Genomic DNA, 18,927 nt, shown 5'->3' with positions numbered 1-18,927 from the left:
AAGCGTCAAGCTCCTTCCAGCTTGTCCACCCCTTCCAGGTCCTTCATACCCCAGACGATGCGCGCGAACTCTTGCCTGAGCTGCAGGCGCGCTTCGGCATCCAGGCCGCGAAGGCTGGCGGCCGGGTTCATGCGGCGCGGTGAGATCGCGGCGCCGCGTGAAGCAAACACAATGCAGTTGCTTTTTTCAAGCGCACAGATTTCCACCGCGTTGCCGCCAAAGCTGCGCTGGATACGCCCAACCCAGACGGCATAGTCGGGGTCGTCGTAGTGCAGGTTCACGGCCAGGATACCGCCGGGCGCCAGCGCCGCGAAGCAATCGTCATAAAAGCCTTGCGAACACAGCTGGGCAGGCTGGCCTTCATGGTCAAAGCCGTCGACCAGCAAGGTGTCGAAAGTGCCCGTGTGCGAGGCCACGAACACCGCGCCATCCGCTTCAATCACCTGGAAGCGACCGTCATCTTCAGGAACCTGGAAGTCGGCGCGCAGGGCGATCACGTGCGGGTTGATTTCCACCACCAGGATCCGGGAGTCCGGCAACTGGCGGTAGCAGAATTTGGCCAGTGAGCCGCCGCCCAGCCCCACCATGGCCATACGCGCCGGCGCGGGCTTGAACAGCAGGAAACCCATCATCGTGCGCGTGTAGTCCACGTCCAGTTGCCAGGGGCTCAGCAGGTTCATCCGGCTTTGCAGCTCGCCCATCGTGAAATGCAGCGAGCGGGCCGTTCCGTCATCACGCACAAAAGGTTTGGGGCAACGTTGCACGGGAGTGCTTCCCGCGGCCGCGCCGGTTTCGCCGGGCGCAAGCACGGGAAGGCTCGGCCACGGCGTCATGCGCGCGCCGGGCAAAGGCTGAACAGACGGGAAGCGCAGAAAGTCAAAGGCATGCGGCAGGTTCCGGAAGACGGTTGAGTGGGGACCGCAAAGTCCTTCATTGTATTGGCGGGCTCGGTCACAATTGGCTATGGCTTCAGCAGCACTTTCACCCAGGCACCGGCCGGCAGCAATGATTGCGCCGCCGCGCTTGTCGGCGTAAAAAACGGCCATGGCAAGCAGGCAACGCGGCCACCACTACAGCGTCTACGTGATCGAGCTTGCGCCCGAGGTCTGGGACGTGGCGCGCTTTCGCCGCGCCAACCCGGACTACCAGCTGGGCAAACCCTTTGTCTACGTGGGCATGACCGGGCTGGACCCCGACGTGCGTTTCGACAAGCATAAGGCAGGCATCCAGTCCAACCGCTTCGCGCGCGATTTCGGTGTGCGCCTGCTGCCCCGGCTTTACGAGATGTACAACCCCATGCCCTATGACGCCGCGCGCGACATGGAGGTCGAACTGGGCATAGGCCTGCGTGAGGCGGGCTATGGGGTCTGGCAAGCCTGATCGCGGCCGGCCGCACAACCTTATTCCAGCGCGCTGACCGTGACGCCATGCCGGCCGGAGAACGCCTGCAGGATGCCGGCGATCTCGCCGTCGGGCAGCGTGGTGACCAGTTCGATGATCTTGTTGTCGCCGCCTTTGTGGCTGTCGCTCACCGTCACGGTGGCTGACGGGTCGCCTGCCGCAAACAGTTCTTGCAGCGACGGGCCCAGCGAGGCCATCACGCCGTCGCGTTCGCCCTTGCCGGCGGCCGTACCTTCCACATACTGCACTTCAAACGAGAAATTGGTTTTGGCACTCATGGATGTGTAGTCCGGTGTGTAGCCGTGAGGCTTATGTGCGCAGCGTGGCCACGAGGGTGATCTCCGGGACGCCGGCCAGCGCCTTAGAGAGCGGGCAGGCCTTCTTGGCGCCCTCGGCAAGCTCCTGGAATTTCGCCTCTTCAATACCCGGGATGGCGGCCTCCAGCGTCAGCGCGATGCGGTCGATCAGGAAACCGTCGCCTTGCGGCACCAGCCGGACCTGCGCCCGGGTATCGATCGAGCTGGTGGCGAAACCGGCCTTGTCGCAGGCAAAGGAAAACGCCATCGTGAAGCAGGCCGCATGGGCCGCGCCCAGCAATTCCTCCGGATTGGTGCCGCTGCGGTCGTCTTCAAAACGGCTGCCGAAGCCGTAGGGATAGCTCTTGAGCGCGCCGGTGTCGGTGCTGATGCGGCCCTGGCCTTTTTTGCCGGCGCCTTCCCAGTGAACGGAAGCGGTTTTTTCAATCATGGCAGCCCCTTGAAGATGAAAGATGAAAGCGAATTCATCAATGTGCGCGCCGGGCGTGCGCGGGGGCGTCAGACAGCGCCGCGTGCGGCACGCGGGGCGCTTCCTACAGAACCGGGGGGTTTACGCGGTTTCCGGCTCGGCCTGGCTGGCCGGCGCCGTCTGGGACGCGACTTCCGAAGCGACCGCGTCCAGCGCCTGCGCCACCACGCCCTGGTTGTCGACCGGCCTGAGCAGGCGCTCCCGGAGCAGGCGTTCGCAGCTGCGCTTGGTCATGGAATGCGGCTGGCCGCCGTGGCTCACGAACATGAACAGCGTGCCCCGGGTGCTGGCCCAGATCAGCTGCGCGCGCAGCCAGCGGCGGCGCGAGTACAGGTCGACCCAATGGCCGGCCCGCAGGCCCGCCAGCAGGCGCTCGGCATCGCTCTGGGCCAGGGCCGGCGCGGCATTGGCGGAAGCCTCCTGCTCGGCGAGGAGTTCGGCATGGGAAGAATCGACCTCTTCCTCGACGGGCTGCGCGGCCTGCACCGCGGCGGCAGCGGGTTGTTCGTGTTCTTCTTCCAGCGGCATGAGCTCGCCGGGCACTGTCGGCAGCGTGTCTTCAAAGCCCGCCGCATCGAGTTCGTCGCGCGCCAGCCAGGGATGGGCGGCGGCCTTGGCGCGGCGCTGCTCCGGCGTGGCCGGGAGTTCTTCGGGTTCCAGCGGCATGGACCCGGAGTCCAGCGGCGCCACGCCTGACTCTTCGGCATCGCGCTGGCTTTTCAGGCGGCGCAGCTTGAGCACCGGCCGGTGCAGCTTCATCAGGCCTTCAAAAAACGGCTCGCTCTCGCGCGGGTCCTGCCCCAGCAGGTCCAGCCCTTCGTGCAGCTTGGCCAGCAGGCTGGGAATCATTTCGATCAGCTTGGCCGGGCGCTTGAGGGTGACCTCGCGCTTGACGCTCCAGAGCAGGTCGGGCACCACCGAGCCGAAACCCATGGGGTCGATCTGGTTGCGCGTATCGGCGAGCTTGGCATGCGCCATGGCCAGCGCCCAGGGCCCGAACAGGAAATCGAGCACCAGGCCCGGCACCTTGTCCAGGTCCGAACGCGTGCTCAGTTCAAACGCGATCTGGTCGGCCTGGGTCTGCCGCTCTTCGGCAAAACGCAGGGCCTGCAGCACGTTGTTGCGGTTTTCCGCCTCGAGCTGGTCCTGCTCGTCCCAGCCGTATTCCAGCGCGGCCAACGCCATGCCGAAGGGCTGGGCATCTTCGATCGTCAGGCCGTTCAGTTCGTTGAAGGCACGCGTGACCGGCTCGAAGAAAGCCAGGAACTCGGGGCTGAATTCGTCGTTGTACTTGAAGCTGCGCTGGGCCACCCGCTCCATGACGCGGCGGCCGGCATGGCCTTCGTCGCTGAAGAATCGCGGGTCCACCATGGCCAGGCGCAGCAGCGAAGGCTCCAGCGCTACGATGGCCTCGCGCACCGGCACCAGCAGGCGCGGGTCTTGCGCCACCTGGTTGACCAGTTTGCGCACCACCTCCAGGCCCAGCACCTGGCCGACCTGGCGGGCCTCCTTCTTGAGCTGGGTGCGCACAATGGCGCGTTCCCGCGGCTTGGCATACGAACCCCAGACCTGCGAGCTGAGCTGGCTGCGCTCGTCGACCAGGCGCTGCGGGCGATCAACGGCCGGCATGTCCTCATAGTCGGACAGGTAGCCGGGGCGTGACTCGGCCAGCGGCGCGGAACCGGAGTCGGGCGCGGCGTGAAGGGCGGCCAGTTCTTCCTCAACGGTCTCGTAATAGGAGGGCGTCAGGCCGTGGTGGGCATTGCTGCCGCCGTGGAACAGGAAGTCCTGGAACAGTTCGTCGCGTATTTCGTAGTTGGACAGGTCGGCGTATTGCGGCGCCGGCTTGCCGCCACCCTCACCGAAGCCGCCTTCAGCGCCACCACCGGCACCTTCGCCGTTTCCGCCGCCCCCGGCACCGCCGCCGGATCCGGAAGCCGCCGCGCTCGAACCGTTGCCGCCCTGCCCGCGCCCACGGCCCACGCTGGCCGGCGTCTGCAGCACGCGGTAGGTCGCACCCTGCACGTTGGCGAGTTCAAGCTGGTTGACCAGCCGTTCATAGAGCCGCTTGAGCTCACGCCCCAGCGGGTCGGCCATGTATTTGAGCCACAGCGAGACCACCGCCGGCTCGGCCTTGCTCGCCACCGCCATCTCACGCAGGGTCTGTGCGAAAACCTCGGGGCGCAGCGGGTTGAGTTCGGGCCGCACGTTGGGCAGGCCCTGCACCGTGCTGATCAGCTTGTTGAGTTCGGCCAGGACCTGGTCGACGGCCGGCAGCACCAGCTGCAGCAGCCGTGAAGACTCGATCGCCTTCGACACGTCCCGGTCGTCGACGAGCGAGAAGCTGGCGTGCGTCAGGCTTGCGAAAGCGCTGGAGGAGGCCGCGGCCGGCTGTTCTCCGGAAGAGGATTCGGGGGCCCGCGCCGCCTGCGCCGCGGCGGCCGCATTGGCCTTGAAATGGACCATCAGGTCGGCCGGGTACTGCTGGGCCCAGGCGGGCTTGTTTTTCAGCAACTCGCGCCAGGCCGTGGCCAGTTCGTCGCGTTCGGCCACTTTCATGCTCTGCGTCTCGCCCACCTGCAGGCCCGCCACCGCATCCTCCATGCACTTTTCCAAAGCCGGCCGCGCCGCTGTGGCTGCCGACTGGAGGCAGGATTGAAGAACGTCAGGTTGCGAAGCCATCTGGAGCCAGGATTTCCGGAAATATGAGGTGAGAGCGCTCAGCCAGCCAGCTTGCAACCATACGTGCCGGGGGGCCAGAGAGATGTCTAGCGTAAAGGCCAACCGTGTTTCCATCGGGACGCTTGCAAAGTGTTTCACTTGGTTTCGCCTGCACACATATGATTCCTGCGGCGCTCTTCCCTCAACGCAGCGCAAGCTGCCGCTTAAATGCCCCGAATGCACGCTTGGAGGAGGGTTTTTTGTAAGATCGGCGCTTCTTTGTAAAGGTCGGTTTGGCGCAACACTTTTGGCGCCCGGACGGCCGTCCCCTTCCCCGGAGCGTGTTTTGGCGTCACTTGGGCCTATTTTTTTGGGTTTTCGGCCTCAATGGCTGCTGGCCGGTGCGCTGTGGCTCAGCTCCGGCGCCTGGTCCCACACCGTGCTGGAAAACACCGCCCTGCTGGGCATGAGCCAGGAACAGGTCGCGGCAACCCTCGCGGATGCGCAGCCCGTCAGGTCGCCGCGGCGCCTGTCATCGGGCGCGCTGGGTTCGCTGCGCGTGCCCGACGCGCTGTGCGAAGACGCGCATTTCGAGCAGACCCTGTTTTTTGCGCACGAGAAACTCGCGCAGATGGACCTCGTGCTGCTCAACCCCGTCTCCGGCCCCGGCGCCGAAGAAGCGCTGGGCCGGACACAGACAGCCTTGCTGCAATCGCTGCGCGCGAAGCTGGGCCCGGAACTCGCGGCCTTCGGCGCCGCGCCTGGCACGGCGCCCGACACCGCATCGTGGGCCGGCGTGGCCGCCGACGTGATGCTGTTCCGCTCGGGCCGGCCGGGGCATCCCAGCCTGCGCCTCGTGATCAGGCAGCGGCAGCTGGTGGATGCCGGCGAGCTTTAAGCGTCAGGCCGTCCCGGCCTTGACCTTCAAGCGCCAGGCATGCAGCAGCGGCTCGGTGTAGCCGCTGGGCTGCTCCAGGCCTTTGAAGACCAGGTCGCAAGCAGCCTTGTAGGCGGCTGAGGTCTCAAAGTTACCGGCCATGGGTTTGTACAGCGCGTCGCCGGCGTTCTGCTTGTCGACCACCGCAGCCATGCGTTCAAAGGTTTCCTTGACCTGCGCTTTTGTCACCACGCCATGCAGCAGCCAGTTGGCCATGTGCTGGCTCGAAATGCGCAGCGTGGCGCGGTCCTCCATGAGGCCGACGTTGTGGATGTCGGGCACCTTGGAGCAGCCCACGCCCTGGTCTATCCAGCGCACCACGTAGCCCAGGATGCCCTGGGCGTTGTTGTCGAGCTCCTGCTGTTTCGCCTCCAGGCTCCAGGCCGGCGTGCGCGTCACGGGGATTTGCAGCAGGCCGTTGAGCAGGGCGTTGCGCTCCTTGCTGGCGCTGGTCTTTTCGAGCTCTTTCTGCACCTTGCTGACCTTGACCTGGTGGTAGTGCAGCGCGTGCAGCGTGGCGCCCGTGGGGCTGGGCACCCAGGCGGTGTTGGCGCCGGCCTTGGGGTGGGCGATCTTCTGCTCCATCATGGCCTTCATGAGGTCGGGCATGGCCCACATGCCCTTGCCGATCTGCGCCTTGCCGCGCAGGCCGCAGGACAGGCCCACCAGCACGTTGTTCTTTTCATAGGCGGCAATCCAGGCGCTGGCCTTCATGTCGCCCTTGCGGATCATGGGGCCGGCATGCATGGCCGTGTGCATCTCGTCGCCGGTGCGGTCCAGGAAGCCGGTGTTGATGAAAGCCACACGGCTGGAAGCGGCGGCGATGCAGGCCTTGAGATTGACGCTGGTGCGGCGTTCCTCGTCCATGATGCCGAGCTTGACGGTGCTGTCCGGCAGGCCCAGCATTTTTTCGACGCGGCTGAAGAGTTCGGCGGCAAACGCTACCTCGGCCGGGCCGTGCATCTTGGGCTTGACGATGTAGACCGAGCCCTTGCGCGAGTTCTTGATGCCGGGTTTGCCCTTGCGCTTGAGGTCGTGGATGGCGATCGTGGTGGTGACCACGGCGTCCAGGATGCCTTCGGGGATTTCATGCGTGGAACCGTCCGCCGCCGTGTACAGCACCGCCGGGTTGGTCATCAGATGGCCGACGTTGCGCACGAACATCAGCGAACGGCCGTGCAGCGTGACGGGCAGGCCCTTGGGCGAGGTGTATTCGCGGTCCGGGTTCAGGCCGCGGGTGAAGGTCTTGCCGTCCTTGCTCACGCTTTCGGTCAGCGTGCCCTGCAAAATGCCCAGCCAGTTGCGGTAGGCCAGCACCTTGTCCTGGGCGTCGACCACGGCCACCGAGTCTTCCAGGTCCAGGATGGTCGACAGCGCCGCTTCGACGACCAGATCGCTCACGCCGGCCGCGTCGGTTTTGCCGATGGGCGTGTCGCGGTCGATGCGGATGTCCAGGTGCAGGCCGTTATGCCGCAGCAGTACTGACGAGGGCGCGGAGGCCTTGCCCTGGTAGCCGATGAACTGGGCGGCGTCTTCCAGCGTGGTGGTCACCGCGCCCTTCTTGCCGCCCTTGAGCGTGACGACCAGTTTGCCGCCCTTGACGGCGTAGCCGGTCGAGTCGATGTGCGAGCCCTTTTTGAGCGGCACGGTGCGGTCCAGCACGTAGCGCGCGTATTCAATCACCCTGGCGCCGCGCACCGGGTTGTAGCCCTTGCCTTTTTCGGCGCCATCGGTTTCGGCGATCACGTCGGTGCCATAGAGCGCGTCATAGAGGCTGCCCCAACGCGCATTGGCGGCGTTCAGCGCGTAGCGCGCGTTCAGGATGGGCACCACAAGCTGCGGGCCGGCCTGCAGCGCCAGTTCGTCGTCCACCCTGGCCGTGGTGATGCCGACCTTTTTGGGCTGCGGCACCAGGTAGCCGATGCTTTCAAGGAAAGCGCGGTAGGCCGGCATGTCGGCGATGGGGCCGGGCTTGGCCTTGTGCCAGCTATCCAGTTCGGTTTGCAGGCGGTCGCGCTCGGCCAACAGGGCGATGTTTTTCGGGGCCAGGTCGGCCACGACGGCGTCAAAGCCTTTCCAGAAGGCGCTGCTCGCCACCCCGGTGCCGGGCAGTACCTGGTCTTCGATGAAGCGGTAAAGCTCGGTCGCCACCTGGAGGCGATAGCTGGCGGTGCGCGCGGTGTTGGGGGCGGTGCTGGTGCTCATGTGATGTCCCTTTTTTCGTGAAACCAAAATAAAACGTCAAATCAATTCAATGGAAAGGCAGCGCGAGCACATCGCGCAGGCTGCTGCCGGTGTACACAGGCTGCGTGCCCAGCTCTTCAAACGGCAGCTGATAGCGGTTGACCCATAGCGTCTGGTAGCCGTACCAGGTGGCCGCCAGCGCGTCCCAGCCGTTGCAGCTCACAAAGGCGATCTGCCTGGCCTCGAGCCCGGTGGCTGCTAGCCCCAGTGCATAGGCCTCGGGGGCGGTCTTGTATTTGCGGATGCTGTCCACGCTGATCACGTGGTCCAGCAGGCCCTCAAGCCCGGCCGAGCGGACAGCCACCCCCAGCATGGCCGGGTCGCCGTTGGACAGGATGCCGGTGGCCACGCCGCGCGCCTTCAGCGCCTGCAGCACCTCCCGGTTTTCCGGAAAGGCCGACAGGTGGCGGTACTGGTTCATGAGCTGGTCTTCCTGGCCCGGGCCCAGGTCCAGCCCCAGCCGCTTGCAGGCATAACGCAGGCCGGCGCGTGTGAGGTCCCAGAACGGCTGGTAGTGTGCGCCGCCGTTGCTGGTGGTCACCAGGCGGGTGTATTCAATCTGTTTGTCGCGCCACAACAGGCCCAATGCCTGGCCTTTTCCCGGGAACAGCTGTTCGGCCAGCAGGCCCACGCTGTAGACGTCGAACAGCGTGCCGTAGGCGTCGAACAGCACGGCGCGCAAAGGAGCCGGGGAGCCGGGGCGGGTTTTTTCCATGGCTCCTACTTTATTTGATACAGCCTCGCCGATTAATGAACGCGAAATTGTTTTATTAATGACTTAAATATATGGAATGAAAAAGGGAATGCTTCCGAACGGAGCCCGACACGCTCGAAATCGAAGTTAAAGCAGGAGACAAGACAAGCGGCATGCGGATGGCACAGCTCTTGCATCTCATCTTGTACACAAGCATGGATGCCTTCAAGTGGTGCACACCTCCTCAACATTGAATCCCTCCACGGAGCCCCTTGCGCCTGGGCCGGCAACGCCCACCGCGGGCGCGGACAGCGCGCTCGCGCCGCAAGCCTGGATCACCAAAACGCCATCCCTCCTCCCCGGAAACAGCGGCGCACTCGCCGGCCTGTCCTTCGCGGCCAAAGACAACATCGACGTCTCGGGCGTGCCCACCACAGCCGCCTGCCCCGCCTTTGCCTATACCCCCAAGGCACACGCCGCCGTGGTGCAGAAGCTGCTCGATGCGGGTGCGCAACTGCTGGGCAAAACCAACCTCGACCAGTTCGCCTGCGGCCTCAACGGCACACGCTCCCCCTACGGCGCCGTTCCCAACGCGATCAACCCGGCCTATATATCAGGCGGGTCGAGTTCCGGCTCCGCCTATGTGGTGGCGACGGGGCAGGCGGACTTCGCGCTGGGCACCGACACGGCGGGCTCAGGGCGTGTGCCGGCGGGCCTGAACAACATCGTGGGCCTGAAACCCTCCAAAGGCCTGGTCAGCGCGCGCGGCGTGGTGCCGGCCGCGCAGAGCGTGGACTGCGTCTCCATCTTCGCGCGCACCGTGGCCACGGCCGCCCGCGTGCTCGAAACGGCCATGGGCTACGACCCGCTGGATCCCTACTCGCGCGTGCTGGCGATGGCCGACACCGCCTTGCCCGCGGGCTTTCGTTTCGGTGTGCCTTCAACACTGAGCTTCTGCGGCGACGCGCTGGCCGAGCAGGCCTTTAACGAGGCCATCACCCGCATGCAAGCCCTGGGCGGCGTGCCGGTGGCCATCAATTTCGCGCCGCTGGCCGAGGCGGCCGCGCTGCTCTATGAAAGCGCGCTGGTGGCCGAACGCTACACCGCCGTGCGCGATTTTTTCGACGCGCATGAAGACGCGGTGATCGAGCCGGTGCGCAGCATCATCGGCGCCGGCAGGCAATACAGCGCGGCCGACCTGTACGCGGCCCAGACAAAATTGCGCGCGCTAGGCCAGCAGGCGGCCGCGATGTGGCAAGACATTGACGTGCTGCTGCTGCCGACCGCGCCCACGCACTACACGCTGCAGGCCATGCAGCAAGACCCCGTCACGCTGAACCGCCACCTGGGCACCTACACCAACTTCGTCAACCTGCTGGACTACGCGGCGCTCTCCGTGCCCAGCAGCCTGCGGCCCGATGGCCTGCCTTTCGGCATCACGCTGGTGGGACTGGCGGGCAGCGACTGGCAACTGGCCGAGCTCGGCCAACGCTACCACCACGCCACCGGCTTGCCGCAGGGCGCATTGAGTGAAGCACTGCCCGCGCCCGTGGCTTTGCCGGGCATCAAGCCGCCGGCCACCGTCAGGCTCGCCGTCGTGGGTGCACACCTGTCGGGCATGCCGCTGAACAATCAATTGACCTCGCGCGGAGCCACCTTGACCGGCCCGGCGCGCACCGCGCCCGACTACCGCTTTTATGCGCTGCCCGGCACGGTGCCGCCCAAGCCGGGATTGCTGCGCGTGGCGGCCGGCGAAGGCGCGGGTATCGCGCTGGAAATCTGGGAGATGCCGGTGCAGCACTACGGCTCCTTCGTGGCGCTGATTCCCGCGCCGCTGGGCATAGGTACGCTGGCGCTCGAAGGCGGTGGCAGCGTCCAAGGCTTCCTCTGCGAGGCGCACGCCTTGCAAGGCGCCGAGGACATCACACACCTGGGCGGCTGGCGCGCTTATCTCGCATCACTGAAGTCCGCCGCACCGGTCTGAATTTTCCATTCACTTTCACCCCATCAATCCACCGCTTATCCATCACCTGCAGGAGCATTCCATGAAGCCCGTCCCCACACCGCTATCCGCCACCTCCGGCCCGGCACGCCGCACGCTGATCAAGGCCACGGCCGGCGCGGCGCTGGGACTGCTGGGCATGCCCGCCATCCTGCGCGCGCAGGGCGGGCCGAAGATACGCATCGGCTATTGGCCCATCGCGGCCGGTTTGCCGTTTTACTCGGCGATCGAGCTGGGCTACTTCAAGGAAGCCGGCCTGGATGTGGAACCGCTGAAGTTCGCCGGCGCGCAACAGGTGATGGAGGCGGTGCTCTCGGGCCGCGCCGACGGCACCGCCAACGGCACCGGCTCGGCCAACATCGCCATCGGCGAAATCGCCCAGCCCGGCACCTTCAAGATCTTCTGCTCCAACCCCAGCAACGTGAAGAACGTGCTCGACGAGGTCATCGTGCCGGCGGCCAGCCCTGCCAAGGTGATGGCCGACCTCAAGGGCAAGCGCGTCGGCTCCGGCCCCGGCATCCAGAACGTGACGCTGGCCAAGACCGTGCTGGAACGCGGCGGCGCCACCGGCGCGACCGTGGTCGAGCTGCCCATAGGCCAGCATGTGGCCGCGCTCGCCGCCGGCCAGATCGACGGCGCCTACACGCTGGAGCCCACCGGCACCATAGGCCGCATGAACGGCACCACCCGCGTGCTTGAAGCCGGCGTGATCGCGCGCTACGTGCTGGGCGACCCGATGGCGCCGTGGTTCGGCGGTTCGGCCTCGCTGTCCTCGGACTTCATCAAGAAGAACCCCGACGCCGCGAAGAAATTCGTCGCCGCCTACGGCAAGGGCGTGGCCTATGTGCGAAGCAAGTCGGTTGAGGCGCGCCAGTACCTCAAAGGCTACACCGCGATTGAAGGCCCGCTGACCGGCGAAGTGCCGCTGGCCGCCTACACCATGTACAACGAGTTCACGCCGGCCGACGTGGCGCACTTCCAGAAATTCTTCGACCTGTTCTCCGAAAAAGGCATCTTCAGCTCGCGCCTCATGGTCGACACCATGCTCTACAAGGGTTGAACATCATGGATACCGCCTCCTCAACAACGGCGACGCCCGCCAAACCCTGGACGCCTCCGGCCGCGCCGGCGGCCGCCGTGCAGCGCAAGCCGGCGCTGGACAAGGCCCTGCCCTTCATCGGCCCGCTGGTGCTCTTCATCATCTGGGACCTGGCCGTGCGCCTGGGCTTCATCAAGGCCATCCTGCTGCCACCGCCCATCGATGCGCTGGGCGCACTGCTCAGCGGCCTGGCCGGCGGGCCGCTGCTCAAGGACTTCGCGGTCACCGTGTGGCGCACGGTGCAGGCCTTCATGATCGCCGCCGCGGTCGGCATGCCGCTGGGCGTGCTGCTGGGCAGCAATGAAAAAGCCTATCGCAGCGTGGAGTTCCTGATCGACTTCTTCCGCTCCACGCCGTCCTCGGCGCTGATCCCGCTGTTCCTGATGATTTTCGGCGTGTCGGACATCAACAAGGTGGCGATTGCCGCCTTCGGCGCGCTGCTGATCGTGGTCTTCAACAGCGCTTACGGCGTGATCAACGCGCGCAAGCAGCGCGTGATGGCAGCGAAAGTCATGGGCGCCTCGCGCTGGCAGGTGTTCAAGGACGTGCTGATCTGGGAAAGCCTGCAGCCGAGTTTTGTCGGCCTGCGTTCGGCGGTGTCCATGGCACTCGTCATCGTGATCGTCGCTGAGATGTTCATCGGCGCCGACTCCGGCCTGGGCAACCGCATCATCAACTCGCAGCAGGTCATGAATGTGAAGGACATGTACGCGTCCATCCTGGCGGCGGGAGCTTTGGGGTACGCACTGAATATCCTGTTTTTAGTCGCGGAGCGCCGCATTGTTCACTGGAGCGGAAGATGACTGAAGTACTCACCATCCCCGGCGGCGTCTATGCCGACGTCCCGGTGCGCGAGTTCCAGCCCGGCCCGGCCGGCACGCACATCACCATACGCGGCCTGACCAAGTACTTCGCCGGCTGGCCGCTGTATGAAGACTTCAACCTCGACATCCCCAAGCACAAGATCGTCTCGGTGTTCGGGCCCAACGGCTGCGGCAAGTCCACGCTGATCAACATGATCGCGGGCCTGATCCCCATCGACGCGGGCGAAATCCTGTTTGACGGCAAATCGCTCAAGGACACCAAGATCGGCTACGTCTTCCAGAACTACCGCGAAGCCATGTTTCCGTGGATGCGCACCATCGACAACATCGCCTACCCGCTCAAGCTTGAAGGCAGGTCCAAGGCCGAAGTCGACAGGCGCATGGCGGAACTTGTAGCTTCCTTCGACGTGAAGTTCGACCTGAACCGCTACCCCTACGAACTTTCGGGCGGGCAGCAGCAGACGGCCTCCATCATGCGGGCGCTGGCGCCCAATCCCGAGGTGCTGTTCCTGGACGAGCCGTTCTCGGCGCTGGATTTCGAGATGACACTGTTCATCCGCGAAAAGCTGCAGGAGGTCTTCATGCAGACCGGCACCACCATGCTGCTGGTGTCGCACGACCTCGAAGAAGCCGTCTACCTGGCCGACCAGGTGCTGCTGCTGACCAAACGCCCGACACGCGTGGCCGAAATCCTGCCTTACGGCGATGCGCGCCCGCGCACGGTGGAGACCTTGTCCGAAGCGAGTTTCATCCGCACCAAAAAACTCAGCCTGGAAATCTTCCAGCGCGAAGTCAGGCGCTGAACCGCATGACGCCCGCGCAAACTGAGGCCTATGTCGACGCTGCCGCGGCCGCGCTGGACTTGCCGCTGAGCCCGGAGCACCGGCCCGGCGTGTTGCAGTACTTCGCGCTGGCCGCCGGCTTTGCAGAGCAATTGCAGGCGGTGCCGCTGGATGCGCATGACGACCCGGCGCCGGTGTTTGTGCCTGTTGAACCCTCCGCAAAGGCCGCCGGATGAGCAACGCCGCCGAATGTCTGCGCGGCGACGCGACGGCCATGGCCCATGCGGTAAGCACGCGCGAGATCAGCGCCGGCGCGCTGGTGGAAGCCAGTCTCGCGCACATAGCCGCCACCAACGGCCGCGTCAACGCGTTCACTGAAGTCACCGCTTCGCGTGCACGGCAACGCGCGGCTCTGCTGGACCGGCAACTCGCCGACGACTCGCCGGGCCTCGCGGCACAACCCCTGCTGGGCGTGCCTTTTGCCGTGAAGAACCTGTTCGACATCCAGGGCGTGACCACCCTGGCGGGCTCGGCCATCGAACGGCATCGTGCACCCGCCACCGCCGACGCGCTGCTGGTGCAGCGGCTGGAGGCGGCCGGCGCGGTGCTGGTGGGCGCGCTCAACATGGATGAATACGCCTACGGCTTCACCACCGAAAACAGCCATGCCGGCCCGACCCGCAACCCACACGACCTCACGCGCATCGCCGGCGGGTCGTCCGGCGGCTCGGGCGCCGCGGTGGCCGCGGGCCAGGTGCCGCTAGCGCTGGGCTCGGACACCAACGGTTCCATCCGCGTGCCGGCCTCGCTGTGCGGCGTGTTCGGCCTCAAGCCGACTTTCGGGCGGCTGCCGCGTACCGGCAGCTACCCTTTTATTTCCGGGCTGGACCACCTCGGGCCCTTCGCGCGCTCCGTGCGCGACCTGGCGCTGTGCTACGACCTCATGCAGGGGCCTGAAGTTGCGGGCCGCCGCGACCCCGGCTGCGCGCAGCGCACCGCCGAGCCGGTATTGCCCTCGTTGATGCAAGGCATGGACGGCTTGCGCGTGGGCATTCTGGGCGGCTACTTCCAGGACCACGCGCAGCCCCAGGCCTGGGCCGCCGTGCAACACGTGGCCAAGACGCTGGGCGCTCGGGACACGGTGGAGCTTCCTTGGGTCGAGGCCGGGCGGGCCGCCGCCTTCCTGATCACCAACGCCGAGGGCGGCGCCCTGCATCTGGACGACCTGCGGCGCCGCGCCGGCGACTTCGAGCCCCTGTCGCGCGACCGCTTCCTGGCCGGCGCCCTGCTGCCGGCCGCCTGGATAGACCGCGCCCAACGCGTGCGCCGCCTTTATGCGCAAGCCGTGGCCGGCCTGTTCGAACACTTTGACGTGCTGCTGGCCGCCGCCACCCCCTGCGCCGCCACGCCCATAGGTGCGCAATGGCTGGAGCTCAACGGCAAGCGCCTGCCGCTGCGTCCCAGCATGGGCCTGCTGACCCAGCCTTTCTCCTGCATAGGACTGCCGGTCTGCGCGGTGCCGGTATGGCCTGAAGAGGGCCTGCCCACAGGCGTGCAGCTGATCACCGCTCCCTGGCGCGAAGACCGCGCGCTGCGCGCGGCGGCAGTGTTGGAGGCCGCCGGCATCGCCCGCGCGCCGCTGGCTTCGCTGACAATCGGGGAATCATGATCGACACCATCAACCTGCCCGACGTTCATGTCGAAGTGGCGGCCGTGTTCGCCCGTTACGAAGACGCGCTGGTCAGCAATAACGTGAAAGTGCTTGACGAGCTGTTCTGGAACAGCGAACACACGCTGCGATACGGCGCCACCGAGAACCTCTACGGCTACGACGCCATACGCGCGTTCCGCGCCGGCCGGCCCTCGCAGGGCCTGGCGCGCACCTTGTCAAACACAGTGATCACCACCTACGGCCGCGACTTCGCCACGGCGAACACCGAGTTCGCGCGCGCCGGCAGCGACAAGACCGGCCGCCAGAGCCAGACCTGGCTGCGCACGCCGGATGGCTGGCGCGTGGTGGCCGCCCACGTGAGCCTGCTGGCATGAGCCGCGCACCGTCATCACCTGTTGCCGGCGCGGCCTTTCATTCGCGCGCCGACGAGGCCTATGCCGAACTCAAGCGCGACATCGCCGCCTTCAAGCTGGTGCCGGGTGACCGTTTCACCGAAACCGAGGTCAGCGAGCGCCTGGGCGTCTCGCGCACGCCGGTGCGCCAGGCGCTGTTTCGCCTGCAGCAGGAAGGTTTTGTCGAGGTGCTGTTCCGCAGCGGCTGGCGCGTCCTGCCCTTTGACTTCGACAAGTTCGAGCAACTCTACGACCTGCGCATGGTGCTGGAAACCACGGCCGTACAGCGCCTGTGCGCCGGCAGCCAGGCAGTGGACACGGCGCTGCTGGATGAACTGGCCGCCATCTGGCTGGTGCCGGTGGCCCAGCGCAGCACCGACCACGTGCAGGTGGCCCAGTGGGATGAAGCCTTTCATTGCGCGCTGGTGGCGGCTGCCGGCAATGCCGAGATGGCCCGGGTGCACCGCGACGTGACAGACCGCATCCGCATCATCCGCCGGCTCGACTTCATCAAGCAGCCGCGTGTCGACGCGACCTATGAGGAGCACGCCAAGATCCTCAAGGCGGTCCAGGCCAAGCGCGGCGACCAGGCGGCCATGCTGCTGCGCGCCCATATCGAGACCAGCCAGGCCGAGGTGCGCAAGATCACGCTGCACCAGGTTCACCTGGCGCGCCAGGCCGGGTCCGGAACGCCTCCTTGAAAGCCGGGTAGGCTTGCCTATCGCGCCCAGCGCAGCACCAGCGGGTCCAGCCGCCTGGCGGTCGCCAGCAAGCCTTCGCGTGTGTCCGGGTGCAGGGCCGGGAAAGGATGGCGAGGCGCCTCGCAGGCGATCACGCCCCCTTCCTTCATCAAGGCCTTGGCGGCCAGCAGCCCCGCCTGGCGGTTTTCGTAATTGATCAAGGGCAGCCACTGCTGGTAAAGCGCGTAGGCCTTGTCGTGGTCACCCGCGCGGTGTGCCTCGATGATGGGGCGGATGCCGTCGGGGTAGCCGCCGCCGGTCATGGAACCGGTCGCGCCGGCATCAAGGTCGGGCAGCAGCGTGATGGCCTCCTCGCCGTCCCACGGCCCTTCCACCGCATCGCCTCCCAGGCGGATCAGCTCGCGCAGTTTGGAGGCCGCGCCGGCCGTCTCGATCTTGAAATAGGCGATGTGCTCGATCTCGCGGGCCATGCGCGCGAGGAAGCAGGCCGACAGCACCGTGCCGCTGGCGGGGGCGTCCTGGATCATGATGGGAATGTTGACCGCATCCGACAGGCGCGCATAAAACTCGTAAATCTGCGGCTCGCTCACGCGAAAAGTGGCGCCGTGGTACGGCGGCATGACCATCAGCATGGCGGCGCCCATGTCCTGCGCGCGGCGGCTGCGTTCAGCGCAAATCTTCGTGCCGTAATGGGTGGTGGTCACGATCACGGGCACACGCCCGGCCACGTGTTCGAGAATGCTGCGGGTCAAGGTTTCGCGCTCTTCATCCGACAGCACAAACTGCTCGGAGAAGTTGGCCAGGATGCAGATGCCGTCGGAGCCGGCATCGATCATGAAGTCGATGCAGCGCTTCTGGCTTTCGAGGTCCAGCTCGCCGGACTCGGTGAAGGTAGTGGGGGCGACAGGGAAGATGCCGCGGTAGCGCGGCCGGCGGGAGGTGTTCATGGTAGGGGCGGGTTGGGTGATTCAGTGTGCGTGTCAATGGGAATGGCGAGGAACCTCGGAGCCGCGGCAACCGACCAGGAAATCGAAATCGCAGCCCTCGTCGGCTTGCAGCACGTGGTCCACATACAGGCGCTGGTAGCCGCCCCGCATGCCTTCGGGGGCTTTGCCGTCCAGGGCGGCGAGGCGTTCAGCCAGTTCCGCATCGCTGATGTCCAGGTGCAGCCGGCCGCCTTCACAGTCCAGTTCTATCCAGTCTCCGTCGCGCACGGCAGCCAGCGGCCCGCCGGCCGCGGCTTCGGGCGCCACGTGCAGCACCACGGTGCCGTAGGCGGTGCCGCTCATGCGGGCGTCCGAAATGCGCACCATGTCCTTGACGCCCTGGCGCAGCAATTTGGGCGGCAGGCCCATGTTGCCGACCTCGGCCATGCCGGGGTAGCCCTTGGGGCCGCAATTTTTCATGACCATGACGCAGCTCGCGTCGATGTCGAGGTTCTCGTCGACGATGCGCTCCTTATAGTGCTCCAGGTTTTCAAACACGACCGCACGGCCGCGGTGCTTGAGCAGTTCGGGCGAGGCCGCGGAAGGCTTGAGCACCGCGCCGCGCGGCGCCAGGTTGCCGCGCAGGATGCAGATGCCGCCGTCGGCGATCAGCGGGTTGTCGAGCGGGCGTATCACCTCGTCGTTGTACTGCGGGGCTTCGCGCACGTTGTCCCATATCGACCGGCCGTTGACGGTGAGCGCATTTGGATGCGGCAGCAGGCTGTTCTCACCCAGGCGGCGCAACACGGCGGGCAGGCCGCCCGCGTAGTAGAACTCCTCCATCAGGAAGCGGCCGGAAGGCTGCAGGTCGACCAGGGTGGGGGTGCCGCGTCCGATACGCGTCCAGTCCTCCAGGTCCAGCTGAACACCGATGCGGCCGGCAATCGCCTTGAGGTGGATCACCGCGTTGGTGGAGCCACCAATGGCGGCGTTGACGCGGATCGCGTTTTCAAAGGCTTCGCGCGTGAGGATCTTCGACAGCGTGAGGCCCTCGCGCGCCATCTCGACGGCCCGCGCGCCCGACATCTGCGCCAGCACATAACGGCGCGCATCCACCGCGGGGATCGCCGCGTTGTGCGGCAAGGAAGTGCCCAGCGCTTCGGCCATGCAGGCCATGGTGGAGGCCGTTCCCATGGTGTTGCAGGTGCCGGCTGAGCGCGACATGCCGCCCTCGGCCGCCAGGAACTGGTGCAACTGGATTTCGCCGGCCTTCAGTGACTCATGCAATTGCCACACGGCCGTGCCCGAGCCGATATTCTTTCCCTCAAGCTTGCCATTGAGCATGGGCCCGCCGGTGACCACGATGGCCGGGATGTCGCAGCTTGCCGCGCCCATCAGCAAGGCGGGGGTGGTCTTGTCGCAGCCCGTGAGCAGCACCACGGCATCAATGGGGTTGCCGCGAATCGCTTCTTCCACATCCATGCTGGCGAGGTTGCGCGTGAGCATGGCGGTGGGCCGCAGGTTGGACTCACCGTTGGAGAACACCGGAAACTCAACCGGAAAACCACCGGCCTCGGAGATGCCGCGCTTCACATGCTCGGCGATTTTCCGGAAGTGGGCATTGCAGGGCGTGAGTTCCGACCAGGTGTTGCAGATGCCGATGATGGGCCGGCCGTCGAATTCATGGTCGGGAATGCCCTGGTTCTTCATCCAGCTGCGGTACATAAAACCGTTTTTGTCGGCCGAGCCGAACCATGCGGTGGAGCGTAGTTTTCGTTTGGAGTCTGTCATGGGGAGTGTCTGGTC

The 18,927-nt window shown here is 66.0% G+C and carries 18 protein-coding genes; 10 read left to right on the top strand and 8 right to left on the bottom strand.

All coding sequences use genetic code 11. The features are described from left to right. Nucleotides 1–5: 5 nt before the first annotated feature. Nucleotides 6–833, bottom strand: a complete 828-nt coding sequence (locus tag AC1D1F_RS18765) for a spermine/spermidine synthase domain-containing protein (protein WP_477696203.1) — start codon at nucleotides 831–833, stop codon at nucleotides 6–8. Nucleotides 834–1,044: 211 nt separating this feature from the next. Between AC1D1F_RS18765 and AC1D1F_RS18760 the strand changes: the two genes are divergently transcribed. Beyond that, nucleotides 1,045–1,380, top strand: coding sequence for a hypothetical protein (locus AC1D1F_RS18760; protein ID WP_477675481.1), 336 nt, complete (start codon nucleotides 1,045–1,047; stop codon nucleotides 1,378–1,380). Between the two features lie 20 nt (nucleotides 1,381–1,400). On the opposite strand, the gene AC1D1F_RS18755 is transcribed toward AC1D1F_RS18760, so the two are convergent. From AC1D1F_RS18755 to AC1D1F_RS18745, 3 genes are all read right to left on the bottom strand, one after another. After that, nucleotides 1,401–1,679, bottom strand: a complete 279-nt coding sequence (locus AC1D1F_RS18755; protein ID WP_477675482.1) for a hypothetical protein — start codon at nucleotides 1,677–1,679, stop codon at nucleotides 1,401–1,403. 31 nt (nucleotides 1,680–1,710) lie between these two features. Beyond that, nucleotides 1,711–2,148 carry an OsmC family protein gene (locus tag AC1D1F_RS18750; RefSeq protein WP_477675483.1) on the bottom strand — a complete coding sequence of 146 codons (438 nt, stop codon included), beginning with the start codon at nucleotides 2,146–2,148 and terminating at the stop codon, nucleotides 1,711–1,713. Between the two features lie 120 nt (nucleotides 2,149–2,268). After that, the gene (locus AC1D1F_RS18745; protein ID WP_477675484.1) at nucleotides 2,269–4,869 is read right to left on the bottom strand and encodes a DUF1631 family protein; all 2,601 of its coding nucleotides are present in this window, start codon (nucleotides 4,867–4,869) and stop codon (nucleotides 2,269–2,271) included. Between the two features lie 349 nt (nucleotides 4,870–5,218). On the opposite strand from AC1D1F_RS18745, the gene AC1D1F_RS18740 reads away from it, so the two are divergent. After that, nucleotides 5,219–5,746: a hypothetical protein gene (locus AC1D1F_RS18740; RefSeq protein WP_477675485.1), complete on the top strand. Its 528-nt coding sequence runs from the start codon at nucleotides 5,219–5,221 to the stop codon at nucleotides 5,744–5,746. A 3-nt stretch (nucleotides 5,747–5,749) separates the two neighbouring features. Here AC1D1F_RS18740 and AC1D1F_RS18735 read toward each other — a convergent pair whose 3' ends face one another. Further along, complete coding sequence (locus AC1D1F_RS18735; RefSeq protein ID WP_477675486.1) at nucleotides 5,750–7,990, bottom strand: malate synthase G; 2,241 nt, start codon at nucleotides 7,988–7,990, stop codon at nucleotides 5,750–5,752. 46 nt (nucleotides 7,991–8,036) lie between these two features. Further along, a complete protein-coding gene (locus AC1D1F_RS18730; protein ID WP_477675487.1) occupies nucleotides 8,037–8,744 on the bottom strand; it encodes a haloacid dehalogenase type II in 708 nt (235 codons plus the stop codon). Between the two features lie 229 nt (nucleotides 8,745–8,973). Between AC1D1F_RS18730 and atzF the strand changes: the two genes are divergently transcribed. From atzF to AC1D1F_RS18690, 8 genes are all read left to right on the top strand, one after another. Next, nucleotides 8,974–10,707, top strand: a complete 1,734-nt coding sequence (gene atzF / locus AC1D1F_RS18725; RefSeq protein WP_477696201.1) for an allophanate hydrolase — start codon at nucleotides 8,974–8,976, stop codon at nucleotides 10,705–10,707. A gap of 61 nt (nucleotides 10,708–10,768) precedes the next feature. Next, nucleotides 10,769–11,785 carry an ABC transporter substrate-binding protein gene (locus tag AC1D1F_RS18720; RefSeq protein ID WP_477696200.1) on the top strand — a complete coding sequence of 339 codons (1,017 nt, stop codon included), beginning with the start codon at nucleotides 10,769–10,771 and terminating at the stop codon, nucleotides 11,783–11,785. 5 nt (nucleotides 11,786–11,790) lie between these two features. Next, nucleotides 11,791–12,627 carry an ABC transporter permease gene (locus AC1D1F_RS18715; RefSeq protein ID WP_477675490.1) on the top strand — a complete coding sequence of 279 codons (837 nt, stop codon included), beginning with the start codon at nucleotides 11,791–11,793 and terminating at the stop codon, nucleotides 12,625–12,627. Next, nucleotides 12,624–13,451, top strand: a complete 828-nt coding sequence (locus AC1D1F_RS18710) for an ABC transporter ATP-binding protein (protein WP_477696199.1) — start codon at nucleotides 12,624–12,626, stop codon at nucleotides 13,449–13,451. The genes AC1D1F_RS18715 and AC1D1F_RS18710 overlap by 4 nt, the downstream gene beginning before the upstream one ends. A 5-nt stretch (nucleotides 13,452–13,456) precedes the next feature. Continuing rightward, nucleotides 13,457–13,666: a DUF4089 domain-containing protein gene (locus AC1D1F_RS18705; protein WP_477675492.1), complete on the top strand. Its 210-nt coding sequence runs from the start codon at nucleotides 13,457–13,459 to the stop codon at nucleotides 13,664–13,666. After that, complete coding sequence (locus AC1D1F_RS18700; protein WP_477696198.1) at nucleotides 13,663–15,099, top strand: AtzE family amidohydrolase; 1,437 nt, start codon at nucleotides 13,663–13,665, stop codon at nucleotides 15,097–15,099. The genes AC1D1F_RS18705 and AC1D1F_RS18700 overlap by 4 nt, the downstream gene beginning before the upstream one ends. Next, entirely contained in the window at nucleotides 15,096–15,476 is a 381-nt protein-coding gene (gene hpxZ, locus AC1D1F_RS18695; RefSeq protein ID WP_477677643.1) for an oxalurate catabolism protein HpxZ, read from the top strand. Before AC1D1F_RS18700 ends, hpxZ begins: the two co-directional genes overlap by 4 nt. Beyond that, nucleotides 15,473–16,195 carry a GntR family transcriptional regulator gene (locus tag AC1D1F_RS18690; RefSeq protein WP_477677642.1) on the top strand — a complete coding sequence of 241 codons (723 nt, stop codon included), beginning with the start codon at nucleotides 15,473–15,475 and terminating at the stop codon, nucleotides 16,193–16,195. Before hpxZ ends, AC1D1F_RS18690 begins: the two co-directional genes overlap by 4 nt. A gap of 17 nt (nucleotides 16,196–16,212) precedes the next feature. On the opposite strand, the gene AC1D1F_RS18685 is transcribed toward AC1D1F_RS18690, so the two are convergent. Together AC1D1F_RS18685 and AC1D1F_RS18680 are read right to left on the bottom strand one after the other, a co-directional pair. Continuing rightward, on the bottom strand, nucleotides 16,213–17,142 hold the full coding sequence (locus AC1D1F_RS18685; RefSeq protein ID WP_477677641.1) for a dihydrodipicolinate synthase family protein: 930 nt from the start codon (nucleotides 17,140–17,142) through the stop codon (nucleotides 16,213–16,215). A gap of 33 nt (nucleotides 17,143–17,175) precedes the next feature. Next, nucleotides 17,176–18,912 (bottom strand): IlvD/Edd family dehydratase, encoded by a 1,737-nt coding sequence (locus AC1D1F_RS18680; protein WP_477677640.1) that lies wholly within the window; start codon nucleotides 18,910–18,912, stop codon nucleotides 17,176–17,178. Between the last annotated feature and the right edge of the window lie 15 nt (nucleotides 18,913–18,927).

This window comes from Polaromonas sp. P1_H6 (genome assembly GCF_056405195.1).
Note: the sequence above shows the minus strand (reverse complement) of the source record. Positions and strands in the feature narration are given on the sequence as shown.